Source organism: Sandaracinomonas limnophila, assembly GCF_004005965.1.
Classification (GTDB): Bacteria; Bacteroidota; Bacteroidia; order Cytophagales; family Spirosomataceae; genus Sandaracinomonas; species Sandaracinomonas limnophila.
Genome location: NZ_SACY01000003.1, coordinates 389,079 through 405,242, shown reverse-complemented (window position 1 = coordinate 405,242; position 16,164 = coordinate 389,079). Strand labels below are relative to the sequence as shown.

General features: G+C 36.5%; 18 protein-coding genes. 1 reads left to right on the top strand and 17 read right to left on the bottom strand.

Going from position 1 to position 16,164, the window contains the following annotated elements; all coding sequences use genetic code 11:
• The first annotated feature begins 9 nt into the window (after positions 1–9).
• Positions 10–597, top strand: coding sequence for a D-sedoheptulose 7-phosphate isomerase (gene lpcA / locus EOJ36_RS07935; protein ID WP_394342710.1), 588 nt, complete (start codon positions 10–12; stop codon positions 595–597).
• A 14-nt stretch (positions 598–611) separates the two neighbouring features.
• Here the strand turns inward: lpcA and ftsA are convergent, their stop codons facing one another.
• The 17 genes from ftsA to EOJ36_RS07850 all read right to left on the bottom strand — a co-directional run bounded on the left by ftsA (position 612) and on the right by EOJ36_RS07850 (position 16,116).
• Positions 612–1,961: a cell division protein FtsA gene (gene ftsA / locus EOJ36_RS07930; RefSeq protein ID WP_127804105.1), complete on the bottom strand. Its 1,350-nt coding sequence runs from the start codon at positions 1,959–1,961 to the stop codon at positions 612–614.
• 73 nt (positions 1,962–2,034) lie between these two features.
• Entirely contained in the window at positions 2,035–2,814 is a 780-nt protein-coding gene (locus tag EOJ36_RS07925; RefSeq protein WP_127804103.1) for a cell division protein FtsQ/DivIB, read from the bottom strand.
• Between the two features lie 9 nt (positions 2,815–2,823).
• Positions 2,824–4,206: a UDP-N-acetylmuramate--L-alanine ligase gene (gene murC / locus EOJ36_RS07920; RefSeq protein ID WP_238944439.1), complete on the bottom strand. Its 1,383-nt coding sequence runs from the start codon at positions 4,204–4,206 to the stop codon at positions 2,824–2,826.
• A gap of 4 nt (positions 4,207–4,210) precedes the next feature.
• Positions 4,211–5,311 (bottom strand): undecaprenyldiphospho-muramoylpentapeptide beta-N-acetylglucosaminyltransferase, encoded by a 1,101-nt coding sequence (gene murG / locus EOJ36_RS07915; protein ID WP_394342709.1) that lies wholly within the window; start codon positions 5,309–5,311, stop codon positions 4,211–4,213.
• Position 5,312: 1 nt separating this feature from the next.
• Positions 5,313–6,479: an FtsW/RodA/SpoVE family cell cycle protein gene (locus tag EOJ36_RS07910; protein WP_127804101.1), complete on the bottom strand. Its 1,167-nt coding sequence runs from the start codon at positions 6,477–6,479 to the stop codon at positions 5,313–5,315.
• Entirely contained in the window at positions 6,466–7,800 is a 1,335-nt protein-coding gene (gene murD / locus EOJ36_RS07905; protein ID WP_127804099.1) for a UDP-N-acetylmuramoyl-L-alanine--D-glutamate ligase, read from the bottom strand. The genes EOJ36_RS07910 and murD overlap by 14 nt, the downstream gene beginning before the upstream one ends.
• A 111-nt stretch (positions 7,801–7,911) precedes the next feature.
• Positions 7,912–8,745, bottom strand: coding sequence for a translation elongation factor Ts (tsf, locus tag EOJ36_RS07900; protein WP_127804097.1), 834 nt, complete (start codon positions 8,743–8,745; stop codon positions 7,912–7,914).
• A 10-nt stretch (positions 8,746–8,755) separates the two neighbouring features.
• A complete protein-coding gene (gene rpsB, locus EOJ36_RS07895; RefSeq protein ID WP_127804095.1) occupies positions 8,756–9,565 on the bottom strand; it encodes a 30S ribosomal protein S2 in 810 nt (269 codons plus the stop codon).
• A gap of 88 nt (positions 9,566–9,653) precedes the next feature.
• On the bottom strand, positions 9,654–10,043 hold the full coding sequence (gene rpsI / locus EOJ36_RS07890) for a 30S ribosomal protein S9 (protein ID WP_127804093.1): 390 nt from the start codon (positions 10,041–10,043) through the stop codon (positions 9,654–9,656).
• A gap of 35 nt (positions 10,044–10,078) precedes the next feature.
• Positions 10,079–10,522: a 50S ribosomal protein L13 gene (gene rplM, locus EOJ36_RS07885; RefSeq protein WP_127804091.1), complete on the bottom strand. Its 444-nt coding sequence runs from the start codon at positions 10,520–10,522 to the stop codon at positions 10,079–10,081.
• 301 nt (positions 10,523–10,823) lie between these two features.
• The gene (gene accC / locus EOJ36_RS07880; protein WP_127804089.1) at positions 10,824–12,167 is read right to left on the bottom strand and encodes an acetyl-CoA carboxylase biotin carboxylase subunit; all 1,344 of its coding nucleotides are present in this window, start codon (positions 12,165–12,167) and stop codon (positions 10,824–10,826) included.
• A gap of 30 nt (positions 12,168–12,197) precedes the next feature.
• A complete protein-coding gene (accB, locus tag EOJ36_RS07875; protein WP_127804087.1) occupies positions 12,198–12,668 on the bottom strand; it encodes an acetyl-CoA carboxylase biotin carboxyl carrier protein in 471 nt (156 codons plus the stop codon).
• A 59-nt stretch (positions 12,669–12,727) separates the two neighbouring features.
• Positions 12,728–13,291 (bottom strand): elongation factor P, encoded by a 564-nt coding sequence (efp, locus tag EOJ36_RS07870; RefSeq protein WP_127804085.1) that lies wholly within the window; start codon positions 13,289–13,291, stop codon positions 12,728–12,730.
• 12 nt (positions 13,292–13,303) lie between these two features.
• Positions 13,304–14,302, bottom strand: a complete 999-nt coding sequence (locus EOJ36_RS07865) for a beta-ketoacyl-ACP synthase III (RefSeq protein ID WP_127804083.1) — start codon at positions 14,300–14,302, stop codon at positions 13,304–13,306.
• An 18-nt stretch (positions 14,303–14,320) separates the two neighbouring features.
• Positions 14,321–15,262, bottom strand: a complete 942-nt coding sequence (plsX, locus tag EOJ36_RS07860; RefSeq protein ID WP_127804081.1) for a phosphate acyltransferase PlsX — start codon at positions 15,260–15,262, stop codon at positions 14,321–14,323.
• 116 nt (positions 15,263–15,378) lie between these two features.
• On the bottom strand, positions 15,379–15,567 hold the full coding sequence (gene rpmF / locus EOJ36_RS07855; protein WP_127804079.1) for a 50S ribosomal protein L32: 189 nt from the start codon (positions 15,565–15,567) through the stop codon (positions 15,379–15,381).
• Between the two features lie 12 nt (positions 15,568–15,579).
• Complete coding sequence (locus EOJ36_RS07850; protein WP_127804077.1) at positions 15,580–16,116, bottom strand: YceD family protein; 537 nt, start codon at positions 16,114–16,116, stop codon at positions 15,580–15,582.
• Between the last annotated feature and the right edge of the window lie 48 nt (positions 16,117–16,164).

Genomic DNA, 16,164 nt, shown 5'->3' with positions numbered 1-16,164 from the left:
TGTAGCATGATGGAAAACATATCAAAGGAAATTCTTTCTTCTCTTCAGGAATCGCAAAAAGTTTTAACCGATTTTATAGCTAATCCTACAAATTTGGCTCAAATTCAAACAGCAGCTGATGTATTTGTAAAGGCATTATCTGCTGGGAATAAAATTATTACATGTGGAAATGGGGGAAGTCATTGCGACGCAATGCATTTTGCAGAAGAACTTTCTGGCCGATATCGGGAAAATAGAAAAGCCTTAGCCGCAATTGCCATTTCAGACCCATCTCATATTTCTTGTGTTAGCAATGATTTTGGATATGATTTTGTCTTTTCTAGATTTATTGAAGGATTAGGACAAAAGGGAGATGTATTATTGGGTATTTCCACCAGTGGCAATTCTGCTAACATTATCAAAGCCCTTGAGGCAGCTCAAGCAAAGGGGATGGAAGTGGTATTACTTACAGGTAAGGACGGTGGTAATTTGGCGAAATACGCTAATGTTACAGAAATTCGAGTAGAGCATTTTGGATATGCTGACCGAATTCAAGAGATTCATATCAAGGTCATTCATATTCTGATCTTATTAATCGAAAAACAAATGGGCTTGTAAAAGCCCATTTGTTTTTAATATTTATCTGGAATTTCTTCGTCATTTCCCATCACAACTTCTACCACCCTATTCAGGAATTTTCTTAAATCTACCTTTTGTTTTTCAGGTTGTTTAGGTTGAGGTGTACTAGTTGGAGCACCTGGGAAACTTGGCTCTTGTTTCTCCTCAATTACCGGCATAGAATTGGTGATGTCTATTTGTTCAAAATATAGTTTTACTAAGCCTAAGGTAGAAGCATATTCAGGATTATTCATTTCTTCTTCTAATGAAAGAGAATTTGCCCGTTCGGTTGGTTCACCAATACGACATTCAATTCCAGTCATTTTCTGAATACTTTCTGCAATATCTGGTAATTGTGCACCACCTCCTACTAAAACTATTCCACCTTTTAAAGCATCTGGGTCAGTTACTTTGCTTATTTCAACAAAAATAGCTGCAGCTAATTCACGAACACGCTCTTCAATGATAATTGATAGGTTTTTAACAGATACAGGAGTTGGTTTACGGCCAGCAATACCTGGAATTAGTACAACTTCTTTTAGGTCAATTTCTTTACTTAAGGATGTACCAAATTTAGTTTTAATGGCTTCTGCATGGTCTAAAGAAATATTCAAACCAATGGAAATATCTTCTGTGATTTGGTCGCCTCCCCAAGAAATTACTTTTGAATTACGTAATCTATTGTTTTGGTAAACCCCAATTTCCGAAGTTCCACTTCCTAAATCTACCAAGGCTACACCTGCTGTTTTCTCTTCTTCTGTGATTACCGCTTTTTCAGTTGCTAATAAACTAAAAACGGTATTGCCCCCTTTAATAGATTTTAAATCAGATGAAAAATTGGTTCTTTTTAAGGTGTCGTATTTATCTTTATCTGCTGTTACGAAAAGATAATCACCTTGTATTAGAGATCCAATGCTCCCTACTGGGTCAAGCGTATCTTTTCCTTGATCTACTTTGAAACCTAGTGGGATGGCATGCAATAAGTGATTATTGCTATCGGATATTGAATTATTTGCACGTGCCCCTAGTTGAATAATTTCTTCAGCAGCTACTGGTTCAGAAGGATTTTCTCTGTTTTGGTTTACTGAAAAATTACGAACCTGTATATGTGGTCCAGTAATATTAGTTACATAATAAACATCTTGCGATTTGCCATTAACTGTTGAAGTTGCCTTTTTTAAAACCTCAGAAAGTGCAGAAGCTGTTTTATGAATATTGAAAATTTCTCCATTGTGCACATGACCCATGGAAGGAACTTTGGCAATGGATAAAATTTCGATATTCCCCTCTGAATCTTGTTTTCCAACAGCAGCACGGATGAAAGTACTACCAAGGTCAATTCCAACTACAATTTCATTTGGCATAAAAGAAAACTATTAAAATGAACACACAAAAGATGTGATGACAACTAAAACTTAAAAATACTGATTTTAAAAATTATTCACAAATAAGCTGATTCTTATATTTTAAACGAACCCACTCGTATTTATTCCAACCCTTATTTGGAACAATTTGTTTATAAAAAACTGCTAATTTTTTGAATTTTGAATCAATATGAATTGGTAGTCCAAAATCAATTTTGGTATTGCCTATGGTCGAGTATAAAACGATACCTCCATCTCTTGCCACTTCTACCTCAGCAATTTGTGCCTTCCAAAATTCATCAGAATTAATAAATTTGAAAAGTGGTAATAAGGTTTTTGATTTTTCGTCCTTAAGGTCTTTTCTGTAATTTTCAAAGTAGGGCCCCGAAACAACTAAAACCCTTGGCGTAAAAAGTGAGCTAGTGCCAATAAATTCACCATCATTAGTTACGTACTGGTCGGGTTGCTCATTGGTGCCTAAGGTTCTATTTAATATTCGAGCTATTGGGCTATATTCTTGAACGGATAATACTATTTTTCCACTAAAATCTACATGTGCTTCACATTCTTTAACTAATGGAATTCGTTTGACGCGATCTTCCATTTTTTTTAGGGAAATCTCGTCCAACGGTTTATCGAGATAATATTGAGTTCCCTGACTGGTTACCACCTCGTTTATGTCATTTTTATTCAGTAAGGATTTCTCATTTTCCGATTCAATTTTTACGGAAACTCCTGTGCAAGTAATTTCTTTGTAGGAAATTTCAGCGTAAACGATAGCGCCCACCCAAATAATCAATAAAATTACCAGGGAGATTACTCGTTTAATAAAGCGTACATTTCTACTTTGCATCCTACAAATTTACAAGGAAATTATGGCATTTTTGATATCGCCCAAAATAGTATCGATATCGCCCGCCCCCATAGTAACTAATAATTTGGGTTTGTCGATTTTCATTTTTTGAACAAAATCTTTTTTGGAAATCACTTGCTTGTTCGGGTGATTAATTTTGCTCAATAATAATTCAGAATTAATTCCAGGTATGGGTAATTCTCGAGCTGGGTAAATATCTAATAAATAAACTTCATCTGCCAGTGTCAGGCTTTCCGCAAAATCTTCCAAGAAATCTTTGGTTCTGGAAAATAAATGAGGTTGAAAAATGGCTGTTAATTTTTCGTTTGGATAAAGCGCCTTTATTGATTTTAGGCATGCAGTTATTTCGGTAGGATGGTGCGCATAATCATCAATAAATACATGCTCATTACTCTCTAAATGGTATTCAAATCTCCTTTTTACCCCTTTGAAACTAGCAATTCCTTCTTTTATTTCTTCAGCCGAAACTCCCACTTGCATCGCCAAGGCACTTGCAGCTAGGGCATTTTCAATGTTATGGAATCCCGGAATTCTCATAGGAATGTCACTAATGATTCCATTTGGATAAACCATATCAAAAACCATTCTATGGTTTTCTATGCGAATATTTCGGGCATGGAAATTCCCATTTTCTAAACCAAATGAATCTTGATTTATACTTGATTTTAGGCCTAGACCATTCTTTTGAATCAAATATCCTTCATTTTGGATTTGATTTACAAAAAGTTGAAAGGATTCTTTCACTGAAGAGTCGTCACCATAAATATCTAAATGATCAGCATCCGTTGAAGTTACTGCTGCAGCATAAGGAAATAGTGTTAAGAACGATCGATCGTATTCATCTGCCTCAACCACGCAAATTATGTCTTCTGGACCTTCATTTGGAAGGAAATTAGTTCCATAATTTTGGGTAATTCCTCCTAAAAATGCAGTAACATTTTTGTTCGCATTTTTCAAAATATGTGTCAACAGGGAGGAAGTAGTTGTTTTACCATGTGTGCCGGCAACTGCTAAAGTCGGAATCTGCTCAGTTATCCAACCTAATATTTCTGAACGTTTATAGAGAGGTATTCCTTGATCTAGTAAAAAATTCTTTTCTAAATGGTCTTTAGGGATTGCTGGGGTATATATGAAAATACAAGAGTCTCTGTTTATTAAAATTTCCTGAGGGATACAACGTACATCATCTTCGTAATGAATATTTATGCCTTCCTCAGAAAGTGTATTTGTTAAGGTACTTGGGGTTTTATCATAACCAGAAACTTGAATCCCATTTTTCAAGAACCAACGTGCAATGGCAGACATCCCAATTCCTCCAATACCTAAAAAATATACAAATTTTACTTTATTTAGTTCTATTTTTGGATTCATGTGATTAGTTGATTGATTGTAAAATTTGTTGAGCAATTTCTGTTGAGGCCATTGGTTTTCCAAGTTTTTTAGCAGCAAATCCTATTTTCTGAAGGTTTTCAGGTTGTTGCATTATTTTTAAAGCCTCATCCACCATTTTTAGAGAAGCTTCAGAATCTTTCACTAAAATGGCAGCACCTTCTTTTTCTAGACTTCTGGCGTTTTCGGTTTGGTGATCTTCTGCGGCTGCGGGAAAAGGCACTAGGATACTAGGTTTACCAGCTAAACAGATTTCTGAAACAGAAAGAGCTCCTGCGCGTGAACAAACTAAGTCTGCAGCAGCATAGGCTAAATCCATTTCATATATAAAAGCCGAAACGTAAGCTTCTAAATTTGGATGTTTGTTTACAATTTCTTTTGCTTCTTTTTCAAAGCCTACACCCGTTTGCCAAATCAGTTGGATATTGGATGAAGCTATTTTTGAAATGTTTTCGGCAATGGCTTTGTTGATGCTTCTTGCACCTTGAGACCCACCAATAACCAATAAACAGGGTTTATTGGCAGATAATTTAAATAAATCTACTGCTTTTTCTTTTTTGCCATCCAATTGAATCAAGTCTTTTCGAACGGGATTTCCTAGCCAATTTATTTTTTCTTTTGGGAAAAATCGTTCCATATTGGGGTATGCAACAAATATTTTTTTTGCCTTTTTTGCCAAAAATTTATTGGTAATTCCTGCAAATGAATTTTGTTCTTGTATGAAAATAGGGATATTTTTAAGGCTTGCTGCCAACAAAAGTGGTCCTGAGGCATATCCTCCAACTCCAATGGCAATATCAGGATTAAAGTCCTTTATAATTTGCATAGCCTTATTAAAACTACTAGCTAATTTGAAAGGAAACAAAAGATTTTTAAGTGGATTGGAGCGATTGATGCCAACGATGGGTAGCCCAATTATTTGGTATCCTGCCTTAGGAACCTTCTCCATTTCCATTTTCCCTTCGGCGCCAACAAATAAAATCTCAATTGTAGGATTTTGTTCTTGAAGAGCGTTTGCAATTGCAATGGCCGGATAAATATGTCCACCTGTTCCTCCACCAGAAATAATTACGCGTTGAATACTCACTTTAAACTTCTTTTAATTTGCTTTGTTTCTTTTTGTCCTCGCTTACAGCCAAAATTAAACCAATAGACATGGCTGTAAAAATTAGGGAAGTTCCTCCGGCAGAAATCATCGGCATGGGTTGCCCAGTTACCGGTCCAGCGTCTACAGATACAAACATGTTGATGAATGCTTGGAAAACAATTGATGAGGTTAGGCCTGCCGCTAAAAGTCCACCAAATGGTGCCATGGATTCTTGGAGTGATTTTGCACCTCTATAAAGTAGAAGTAAAAATAACAATGGAATACAAATAGCTGCCACAATGCCATATTCTTCAATGATTATGGCAAATATAAAATCGGATTCAGCTTGAGATAAAAAATATTTTTGTTGACTTTTTCCTGGGCCTTTTGGGGATTTTCCACCTGTTGCTATGGCATACAAGCTCCTTGTAATTTGGTAATCTTCTCCTTGTTTTTTATCAATGTTTAATTCTTTGGAGGTTTCTCTACGCTCTAAGAAGTTTTTGATACGCGATTGAATGGTTTGAGCTCTTTGACCTAAACCTAACATCACCACGATTCCTACCATGCTCACAAAAACTACAATAATTGATCCAATGTGTTTATACGGAACTCTACCAAAAAACATCAAAACCAAACTTGAGCCAAATACAAGAACAGAAGTTGAAAAATTTGATAGCATTATAAGAAAGCAGGTAATACCAACTTTTAATATAATTACAATTAGGTTGATGGGCGTATATTCCACTACCTGTTTTTTTGAAAAATCTTTGGCCAGGCTTGCAGTGAGAAATAGTTTAGCCATATCAGATGGCATGAAAGAGATGGGACCTAATTCAATCCACCTACTGGCACCACCTTTACTTGTTCCAAATTGATAAGCAATGAAAATGAGCAACCAAGAAGTGTAAAGACCTATTTCTGCAAATTTTGAAAATTTGAAATAATCTTGTCTGGAAAAAAAAGCCATGATCCAAAAAGACACAATTAAAATCCCAATGGGTTTTATGAGGGACGCAATCGGGTCAATGGGTGAGTCCATAGTAATTCTACCCTTAGCAGAAAACTGAACTAAAAATCCAAATAAGTTTAAAAGGATAACAATAAACCAAATTTGGTAGTCTCCTTTGATGTACTCTTCAAGTTTGAAAGATTTAATTCTGTGCATGGATGAAATTTTTTACTGTTTCTTTAAATTGCTTACCTCTGTCTTCGTAATTTTTAAAGAGGTCAAAACTAGCGCAAGCGGGGGAAAGCAAAATGGTGTCACCTTCAATGGCCCATTTGGCACTGGTTTCTACAGCTTCTTTGAGGGAAGTTGTAGATATTATCGTTGAGATTTTAGGTCCAAAATGAGCAATAAGTTTTTCATTATCCGTCCCTAAACAAACAATTCCTTTGACTCTTTTCTTTACTAAATTATCTAAAACTGAATAATCATTTCCTTTGTCAACACCACCAATGATAAGGATTATGCCCTTCTCAAAGCTATTTAAGGCATAAAATACGGCATCTACATTGGTTGCTTTTGAATCGTTGATAAATTCTACACCATTCCAAATTCCACAGGGTTCTAAGCGATGTTCTGCATTGATGAAAGTTGGTAATGCCTTTAAAATTTGTTCTCGAGATATTCCAACTGCTTGTGCTGCCAAAATAGCTGCGGATAAATTTATGGCATTGTGTGGACCTTTTATTGGCGAGTCCTTTTTATTCAAACTCCAATTACCTGAATATTCAATTTGCTGATCTTGAATAAATGCAGTTGCATTTTTATTCTTAAAACTAATTGTTTGAAGATTTTTGGAAGGCAATTGATTTTTATGAGAAATTAATACTTCATCATCCTCCCAAATAATATTTTGAGATTCGTCACTAGCATTTTGGAAAATACGTAATTTGGATTGAATATAATTTTCAAACTTATATTCGTATCTGTCTAGATGATCTGGAGTAATGTTTAACAAAATTGAAACATCTGGTTTGAATTTAAAACATCTATCCAATTGGAAGCTAGAAATTTCGATAACAAAATAGTCCATTTGGTTATCCAGTACTTGTTTTGCAAAACTTTGACCTATATTTCCTGCTAGTCCCACTTTTAGTCCAGCTTCTTTTAGCAAGTGATAGGTTAAAAGGGTAGTGGTTGTTTTACCATTACTTCCTGTAATAGCAATAATTTTTGCAGAGGTATATCTAGAGGCAAATTCAATTTCAGAAACTAATGAGATATTTAATTTCTTAATTTCTTTGACGATATCTGCTTTTTCTGGAATACCTGGAGAAATGATTATTTCATTTGCATCCAGGATTTTTGACAAAGTATGTTGACCCGATTCAAACGGGATATTATTATTGGTAAGTGTTAATTGGTATTCATCTTTCAGAATGCCTGAATCAGACAGGAAAACCTCGAATCCTTTCGATTGTGCAAGTAAAGCTGCACCTACACCACTTTCCCCTCCCCCGAGGATTGCAATTTTTGCCATTGACGAAATTTAGATGAAATTTACTACAAGATAAATAAACTTTGGGAAATTGTAAAGACAAAAAAAAGACCACCGATTGAGGTGGTCTTTTTTGTCACACTATTTCAAAAATTAAGCTAATGCAATTCTTTTGAAAGAAGTGATTGTTAATCCTTTTTGTGTTTGCTCTAACAATTGTTTGATATTGATAGAAGAATCTTTTACAAATTGTTGGTTCAATAAAGTTTGTTCTTTGTAGAATTTCTCTAATTTACCAACTGCAATTTTCTCAAGCATTGCTTCAGGCTTTCCTTCTTGGCGAGCTTGATCTTTTCCGATTTCAATTTCTCTTTCGATTGTTTCAGCGTCAACGCCGTCTTTATCAAGAGCAACTGGCTTCATTGCAGTAATTTGCATTGCGATATCTTTTCCAACTTCTAACACATCAGCGCCTTGAACATTTTCAAATGCTACTAAAACGCCAATTTTGTTATTTGAGTGGATGTATGAAACAACTTTCTCAGCTGATACATTTTCATAAGCTGCTAAAGTGATTTTTTCACCGATTTTTCCAGTCAATTCAATGATGTGTCCTTCTACTGAACGACCATCTGCTAATGGTTGTGCTAATAAATCGTGCAATGATGGAGCGTGAGTTGCTACTGCGGCAGCTAAGATATCATTGGCTAAATTATTGAAATCAGCTACTTTAGAAACTGGTTCAGTTTCGCAAGCTAAAGCAATTAATTTACCATTTGAGTGATCTCCGCTAAGAGCTACTAAAACAACACCTTCATTTGTTTCATTATCGGCACGTTTAGCTGCAACTTTTTGACCTGCTTTTCTTAAGAAATCGATAGCTGCATCGAAATCTCCATTAGCTTCAGTCAAAGCTTTTTTGCAATCCATCATACCAGCGCCAGTCATTTGGCGTAATTTATTTACATCTGCTGCTGTAATTGACATTGTATTAATATTAATCGTTATCTGCTTCTTTTTCGTATTTCGCAGCTACTTTCGCTGCATCTTGAGAATCCTCATCAACTGAACGCTTTGCTTCTTCCTCTTCAGCAACTTTAGCCTCATCCTTATCTTGCTTTCTTTCAGCTAAACCATCTTCGATAGCTTTACTAATTGCAGATACGATGATAGAGATTGACTTGAATGCGTCGTCGTTTGCCGGGATTGGGAAATCAACTGTATCTGGATTCGAGTTCGTATCGCACATTGCGAAAACTGGAATACCTAATTTTTTTGCTTCTTTAACTGCAATGTGCTCACGCTTTACGTCAACGATGAATAATGCAGCAGGAAGACGAGTAAGGTCAGTAATACCACCTAATACACGCTTTAATTTTTCTTCCTCACGTGTCATCATTAAACGCTCACGCTTAGCAATTTGCTTGATGATTGTTTCGTCTTTCAACATTTTGTCGATGCTCGACATTTTTTTGATTGACTTACGTACAGTAGCGAAGTTTGTCAACATACCACCCAACCAACGGTCAGTAACGTATGGCATTTTCAATTTTTCTGCCTCTGTAGAAACGATTTCTTGAGCTTGTTTTTTCGTAGCAACGAACATAACCTTACGGCCAGAACGAACGATTGCACGGATAGCGTTAGAAGCTTCGTCTAAGCAAGAAATAGTTTTGTTAAGATCAATGATGTGGATACCATTTTTCTCCATGAAGATAAATGGAGCCATTTTTGGATCCCACTTACGAGTCAAGTGACCGAAGTGAACGCCTGCGTCTAACAGGTCTTTGTAGCTTACTTGTGCCATTTTTTAAGTTTTAAAAGTAAAAATAAAAATGTGGAAAAGGCATCGGCAACATGCAAGCCTTTTCCACGGTAATAAAAACGTATAAATATTAACGTTTAGAGAATTGGAATCTCTTACGTGCTTTTCTACGACCTGCTTTCTTACGCTCAACCATACGTGGGTCACGAGTTAAGAAACCTTCTTTCTTCAAAGGAGGACGTAACTCAGAATCTTGTGTTTGTAAAGCGCGTGAAATAGCCAAACGAAGTGCCTCCGCTTGACCTTTGATACCACCTCCGTCAACATTTGCCTTTACGTCGAAAGAACCTAAAGTATTTGTTAAAGCGAATGGTTGGTTTACCACAATCTGAAGAATTTCAGATGGGAAATATTCTGTGAAGGCGCGACCATTTACAAGGATCTCACCTTTGCCCGGAGTTAAAGAAATACGAGCGATAGCTGTTTTTCTTCTTCCTATTTTGTTAGTTAATTCTGCCATTTGTATCGAATAGATCTTTCAGATCAAAATTTCCGTTAAAATTTAATTTCTTTTGGCTGCTGTGCAGTGTGTGGGTGTTCCGTACCAGCATATACATACAAGTTGTTGAACAATGCTCTTCCCAAACGGTTTTTTGGTAACATACCTTTTACGGCTGCTTCAATAACACCTCTTGGATTTTTTGCTAATACCTCTCTTGGAGTAGCAAAACGTTGTCCACCTGGATATCCAGTATGACGTGTATATACTTTATCAGTTAATTTCTTACCAGTCAAACGAATTTTGTCTGCATTGATAACAATTACCTGATCTCCACAATCTGCGTGTGGAGTAAAAGAAGGCTTATGCTTTCCACGAATAATTTTCGCGATTTCTGAACATAAACGACCTAATACTTGATTTTCAGCATCTACCACTATCCAGTCCTTTTGAACGGTTGCTTTATTGGCAGAGACGGTTTTGTAACTTAAAGTATCCACTTTCTATTCTTTTTTAATGTTTTATCTTTCCTGCTTCGTGTGACGGAATACACTAACATTCCTGATTTTGACCTATTTTACAACATTTGGGCATCAGTCGAAAATTGGGAATGCAAAATTAGGAATTAGTTTTCAAATATGCAAATTATGAAAATGAGAATATAAGAATCGGAGAATATAGGAATTGTAGAATATAGGAATTGGAGAATATAAGAATTGGAGAATATAAGAAAATAAAAAATTTCTTCAATTCTTCAATTCTTCAATTCTCCGATTCTAATGTTCTACTATTCTCCAATTCTCAAATACCTGACATATCAAACGTCTCCATAAATGCAGTTGTGAATTTGCCCGATTGGAAACCAGGGTCGTCCATCAACTTGATATGGAACGGAATGGTAGTTTTGATACCTTCAATAACGAATTCTTGAAGGGCACGTTTCATTCTTTTTAAAACTTCTTCACGACTTTGACCGCTAACAATTAATTTCGCAATCATGGAATCGTAATTTGGTGGAATTGTATAACCAGAATATACGTGTGAATCTACACGAACACCGTGTCCACCTGGCAAGTGAAGATTTGTGATTTTACCAGGAGAAGGTCTAAATCCGTTTGCAGGATCTTCTGCATTGATACGACATTCCAAAGCATACAATTTAGGGAAGTAGTTTTGTCCAGAAATGGCAATTCCTGCTGCTACCTTGATTTGTTCTTTAATTAAGTCGAAATCAGTTACTTCTTCTGTAATTGGATGTTCTACTTGAATACGCGTATTCATTTCCATGAAGTAGAAATCACCATTTTTGTCAACCAAGAACTCAATGGTTCCTGCACCTTCATAGCCAATGGCTGCAGCACCTTTGATAGCAGCTTCTCCCATTTTGGCTCTTAATTCATCATTTAAAGCAGGAGATGGGGTTTCTTCACAAAGTTTTTGGTGTCTTCTTTGAATCGAACAATCTCTTTCTGAAAGGTGACAAGCTTTACCAAATTTATCTCCTACAACCTGGATTTCAATATGGCGAGGCTCTTCAACAAATTTCTCCATGTATAAACCATCGTTTCCGAAGGCTGCAGCTGCTTCCATTTTGGCATCATCCCATAATTTCTCAAATTCTGATTCCTCACGGATGATACGCATACCACGCCCACCACCGCCGGCAGTTGCCTTGATGATTACCGGATATTTTATATCTTTTGCTAAAACTTTAGCTTCTTCAACAGTGTCAATTAAGCCATCTGAGCCTGGAATTACTGGAACTCCAGCTTTCTTCATGGTGTCTTTTGCTGTTGCTTTATCACCCATGGCATTAATCATCTCAGCAGATGCACCAATAAATTTGATGCCATGCTCTGCACAAATGCGAGAGAACTCTGCATTTTCAGATAAAAAGCCATATCCAGGGTGAATGGCATCTGCACCTGTTACTTCAGCAGCTGAAATAATTGCTGGGATGCTTAAATATGATTGGCGACTTGGTGGAGGTCCAATACAAACTGCTTCGTCTGCGAAGCGAACATGTAGGCTTTCACGGTCTGCAGTGGAAAAAACAGCCACTGTTTTAATTCCCATTTCGCGGCAGGTACGAATAATTCGCAATGCGATTTCCCCACGGTTGGCAATGAGTATTTTCTTAAACATTATTCTTTAATTAAATTGGTAAGTTAGCAATTAAGCCTTTTCCACTAAAAACAAAGGTTGGTCAAACTCAACCGGACTTGCATTTTCAACTAAAATCTTAACGATTTTACCTGTAACATCTGATTCGATTTCATTAAATAATTTCATCGCTTCAATGATACAAACTGGTTTTCCTGCCTCGATGCTTGAACCTACTTCAACGAAGTCTGGTTTTTCTGGACCAGGTGCACGGTAAAATGTTCCAATCATAGGGGATTTAATTGTTACCAAGTTGTCAGATGCTGCTGGGGCAGGAGCCGCCGCTGCTGGAGCCGCTGGAGCCGCTGCAGGAGCTTGAGCAACTGGTGCTGCCGCTTGAGGAGCCGGTGTTGCATAAACAATAGATGCAGCTTCTGAATTTTTCTTAACGGCTACTTTTAATCCTTCCGTTTCAATACTTACTTCTGCTAGGGGCGATTTTGCAATATAATCCAATAATCGCTGAATTTCTTTGGTATCCATTTATTATATATTTCGAATATGATAAGGTCTAATTACAAATGTATGAAATTGTTTTACAATTACTTCACACGTTCGGCATAACTATATGTACGCGTATCCACTTTGATAACTTCGTCTTGCTCAATGAAAATAGGTACAGTAATAGTAGCACCTGTTTCAACGGTTGCAGGCTTTTTCGGAGTGTTAGTTGTATCTCCACGCACACCTGGTTCCGTATAAGTGATTTTTAATTCAACAAAAGCAGGTAACTCGCAAGAGATTGCTTTATCCGTTTCAGTATTGATTAAAATTTCAACTTCTTGTCCTTCCTTCATTAGATCCGCACCTTCAACCATCACCTTGTCTAATAAGATTTGTTCAAAAGTTTCGTTTTCCATGAAGTTGTAACCAAACTCATCTTCATATAGGTATTGGTATTTTCTTCTTTCTACACGAACTGGGTAAATGGATACACCCGAGTTGAATGTATTATCAATTACCTTTCCATTGGTTAAAGAACGTAATTTTGTACGTACGAAAGCGGGTCCTTTACCTGGTTTTACGTGTAAAAACTCTATGATTGAATATAAGTCATTATTAAAATTAATAACCATACCGTTTTTAATGTCAGCTGTAGTTGCCATAAAAATAAAATATTAAGAATTATAAGCCCATTTAACAAAAGCAGAACCCCAGGTGAAACCTCCACCAAAAGCTGCTAAAATTAAATTATCACCTTTTTTCAATTGTTTTTCATAATCCCATAAACACAAGGGAATTGTTGCGGCAGTTGTGTTGCCGTATTTGTGAATGTTCAACATCACTTTGTCATCTCCCACATTCATTCGGTTCGCAGTAGCGTCAATGATTCTTTTGTTGGCCTGGTGAGGAACTAACCAAGCGATATCATCGCCCGTTAAATTATTCCTTTCCATGATTTCGGCGGAAACATCTGCCATACGAGTTACAGCAAATTTAAACACTGCTTGGCCTTCTTGGCGAACGTAATGCCATCCTAAATCGATTGTTTCGTGCGTAGGAGGGTAGGCACTGCCACCACCTTTTTGCATTAAACTTTCACAACCTTCACCGTCAGATTTTAAGATATAATCTTGAACTCCTAAACCATCTTCTGAAGCTTCCACTAAAACAGCACCGGCTCCATCGCCAAATAAAATACAAGTTGTGCGGTCTTTATAATCAACAATTGCCGACATTTTATCTGCACCAACCACTACTATTTTCTTGTATCTACCGGATTCAATGAATGAAGTGGCTGCACCTAAACCGTTTAAAAATCCAGAACATGCTGCTGAAATATCAAATGAAGCCGTATTTCTGATACCTACTTCTTTGCAAATCATATTAGAAGCATTAGGGAAAAGGTAATCTGGCGTTACGGTTGCGCAAATTAACAAATCAATTTCTTCTGGTTTTGTATTTGTTTTTTCCAAAAGACCTTCTACGGCACGCGCTCCCATGTAGGAAGTACCTAAACCTTCGCCTTTTAAAATTCGTCTCTCTTTGATACCAGTTCTAGAAGTGATCCACTCGTCGTTGGTATCAACATATTTTTCTAACTCCTGATTGGTTAAGATGTAATCTGGAACGTATCCGTGTACACCAGTTATGGCTGCAGAAATTTTATTACTCATTTTAATTTTGTTTCAATATTAGTTTTCCAAAGCCTTTTTGATTTTTTTCAAAACCCCGGATTCTACCAGTGATTTTGATAATTTAATCATTTGTTGAATGGCTTTAGGTGTGGAAGCTCCGTGTGCAATTACTACATTTCCGTTGATTCCAATAATGGGACTTCCTCCATAGGTTTCATAGTTGGTCAATTCAATGAAGTCGTTTTTAACCCCTTGTTCTTCCATAATGAAATAAAAAGATTCAGCCATTTTAAGCATGATGTTTCCAGTAAAACCATCGGTAACTATTACATCAGCTTTGTTTCTGAATAAATCTTTGCCCTCTAAATTACCAATAAAATGGATATTTTTATTGTTTTTGAGCAAAGTATGTGCAGCTTGAGCCAAAATTGAACCCTTTTGTTCCTCTTCTCCGATATTCATGAGGCCAACCCGAGGTTTTTTCTTACCAGTTGTTGCTTCAAAATATATGGAACCCAGGATACCAAATTGCTCCAACATTTCAGGTTTACAATCGGCATTTGCACCAATATCTAGCATCACGGCAAATTCGCCATTTACTTGCGGTACGAAACCTGCGATAGCGGGACGTTGAATTCCTTGGATTGTTTTAACAGAAAACAAAGATCCGACCATCATGGCGCCGGTATTACCAGCAGAAGCAAATACGTCTGCTTGCTCGCTTTTTAAAAGACTAAACCCAACCCCTATGGAGGAGTTGGGTTTTTGTGATAAAGCCTTTGTTGGGTGTTCGCCCATTTCGATTACTTGTTCTGCAGAAATAATTTCTATTTGGTTTCCCGAATAATTTCTTTCTGCCAAAAGTTTTTCAATCGTTTGTTGGGGACCAACAGCAAGTATTTTCTCGTTTGAATTTAAAGAATCAATCGCCAATAAAATTCCATCTATCACAGAAATTGGGGCGAAATCGCCACCCATCACGTCTACGGCTATTTTCATTTAAAAGGTTGACTATTTGAAGCGTTACACAAAAATAGTACTTTTTTTAGTTTAAAAATAGCATTTTATTGGGATTTTCAAAAAAAATAAAAATCCAAACTAATCAATCAGGATTCTTATGCAGAATATCCTTCAACGATCATTTTACCTTTGTAATATAAGTTACCCTCGTGAACGTGTGCGCGGTGGTATAAGTGTGTTTCACCTGTCATTTTATCTACAGCGATTTGCTTCGGAGTGCCGAAATCGTGAGATCTTCTTTTGTCGCGGCGTGTTGTCGAATGTCTTCGTTTAGGATGTGCCATTTTATGTAATTTTTAATTTTTGTCTGTTAAATTCTTTAAAATATTCCAGCGAGGGTCCGTTTCTTGTGCTCTTTCTTCGGCTTCCTCCTCTTTTTCTGTTGTGTATAAAAACACATCATCTTGCGATGTATTTTCTGGGTTGATAAATCGAGGATGTAACTTTTTCATAGGAACTTGTAAGGCAATGAAATCGTAAATGTCCTGCGATAAATCGAGGTAGGGCTCTTTTCTGTCTAACAAATACAGATTGTCGCCCATGTCTTCCGAATGATCAGCAAACTTGAAAATAATTTTCTCATTTACTTCGATTGGGAAATCAAATTCTTCCAAAGATCGGTCACAAATAAGCTGCAAAACTGCTTCAATGTGCAAATAGACTTGAATCATTGTTGGTGATTTGTCTAATTTGACCATTACTTTAAAAGATCCTTTTTCAATCCATTCTTGCTCAAATGCCTGGAAGAAATCGGAATTTCCATCCATTTGGTATTCGTACACCTTGTTTTCCAAAGCTATGATTGGAATCTGGTAGGCTGCGAATGGCTTCATTTTTTCTTTTGCTTAAAAAAGGATTGCAAAATTATCAATTATTTTTGG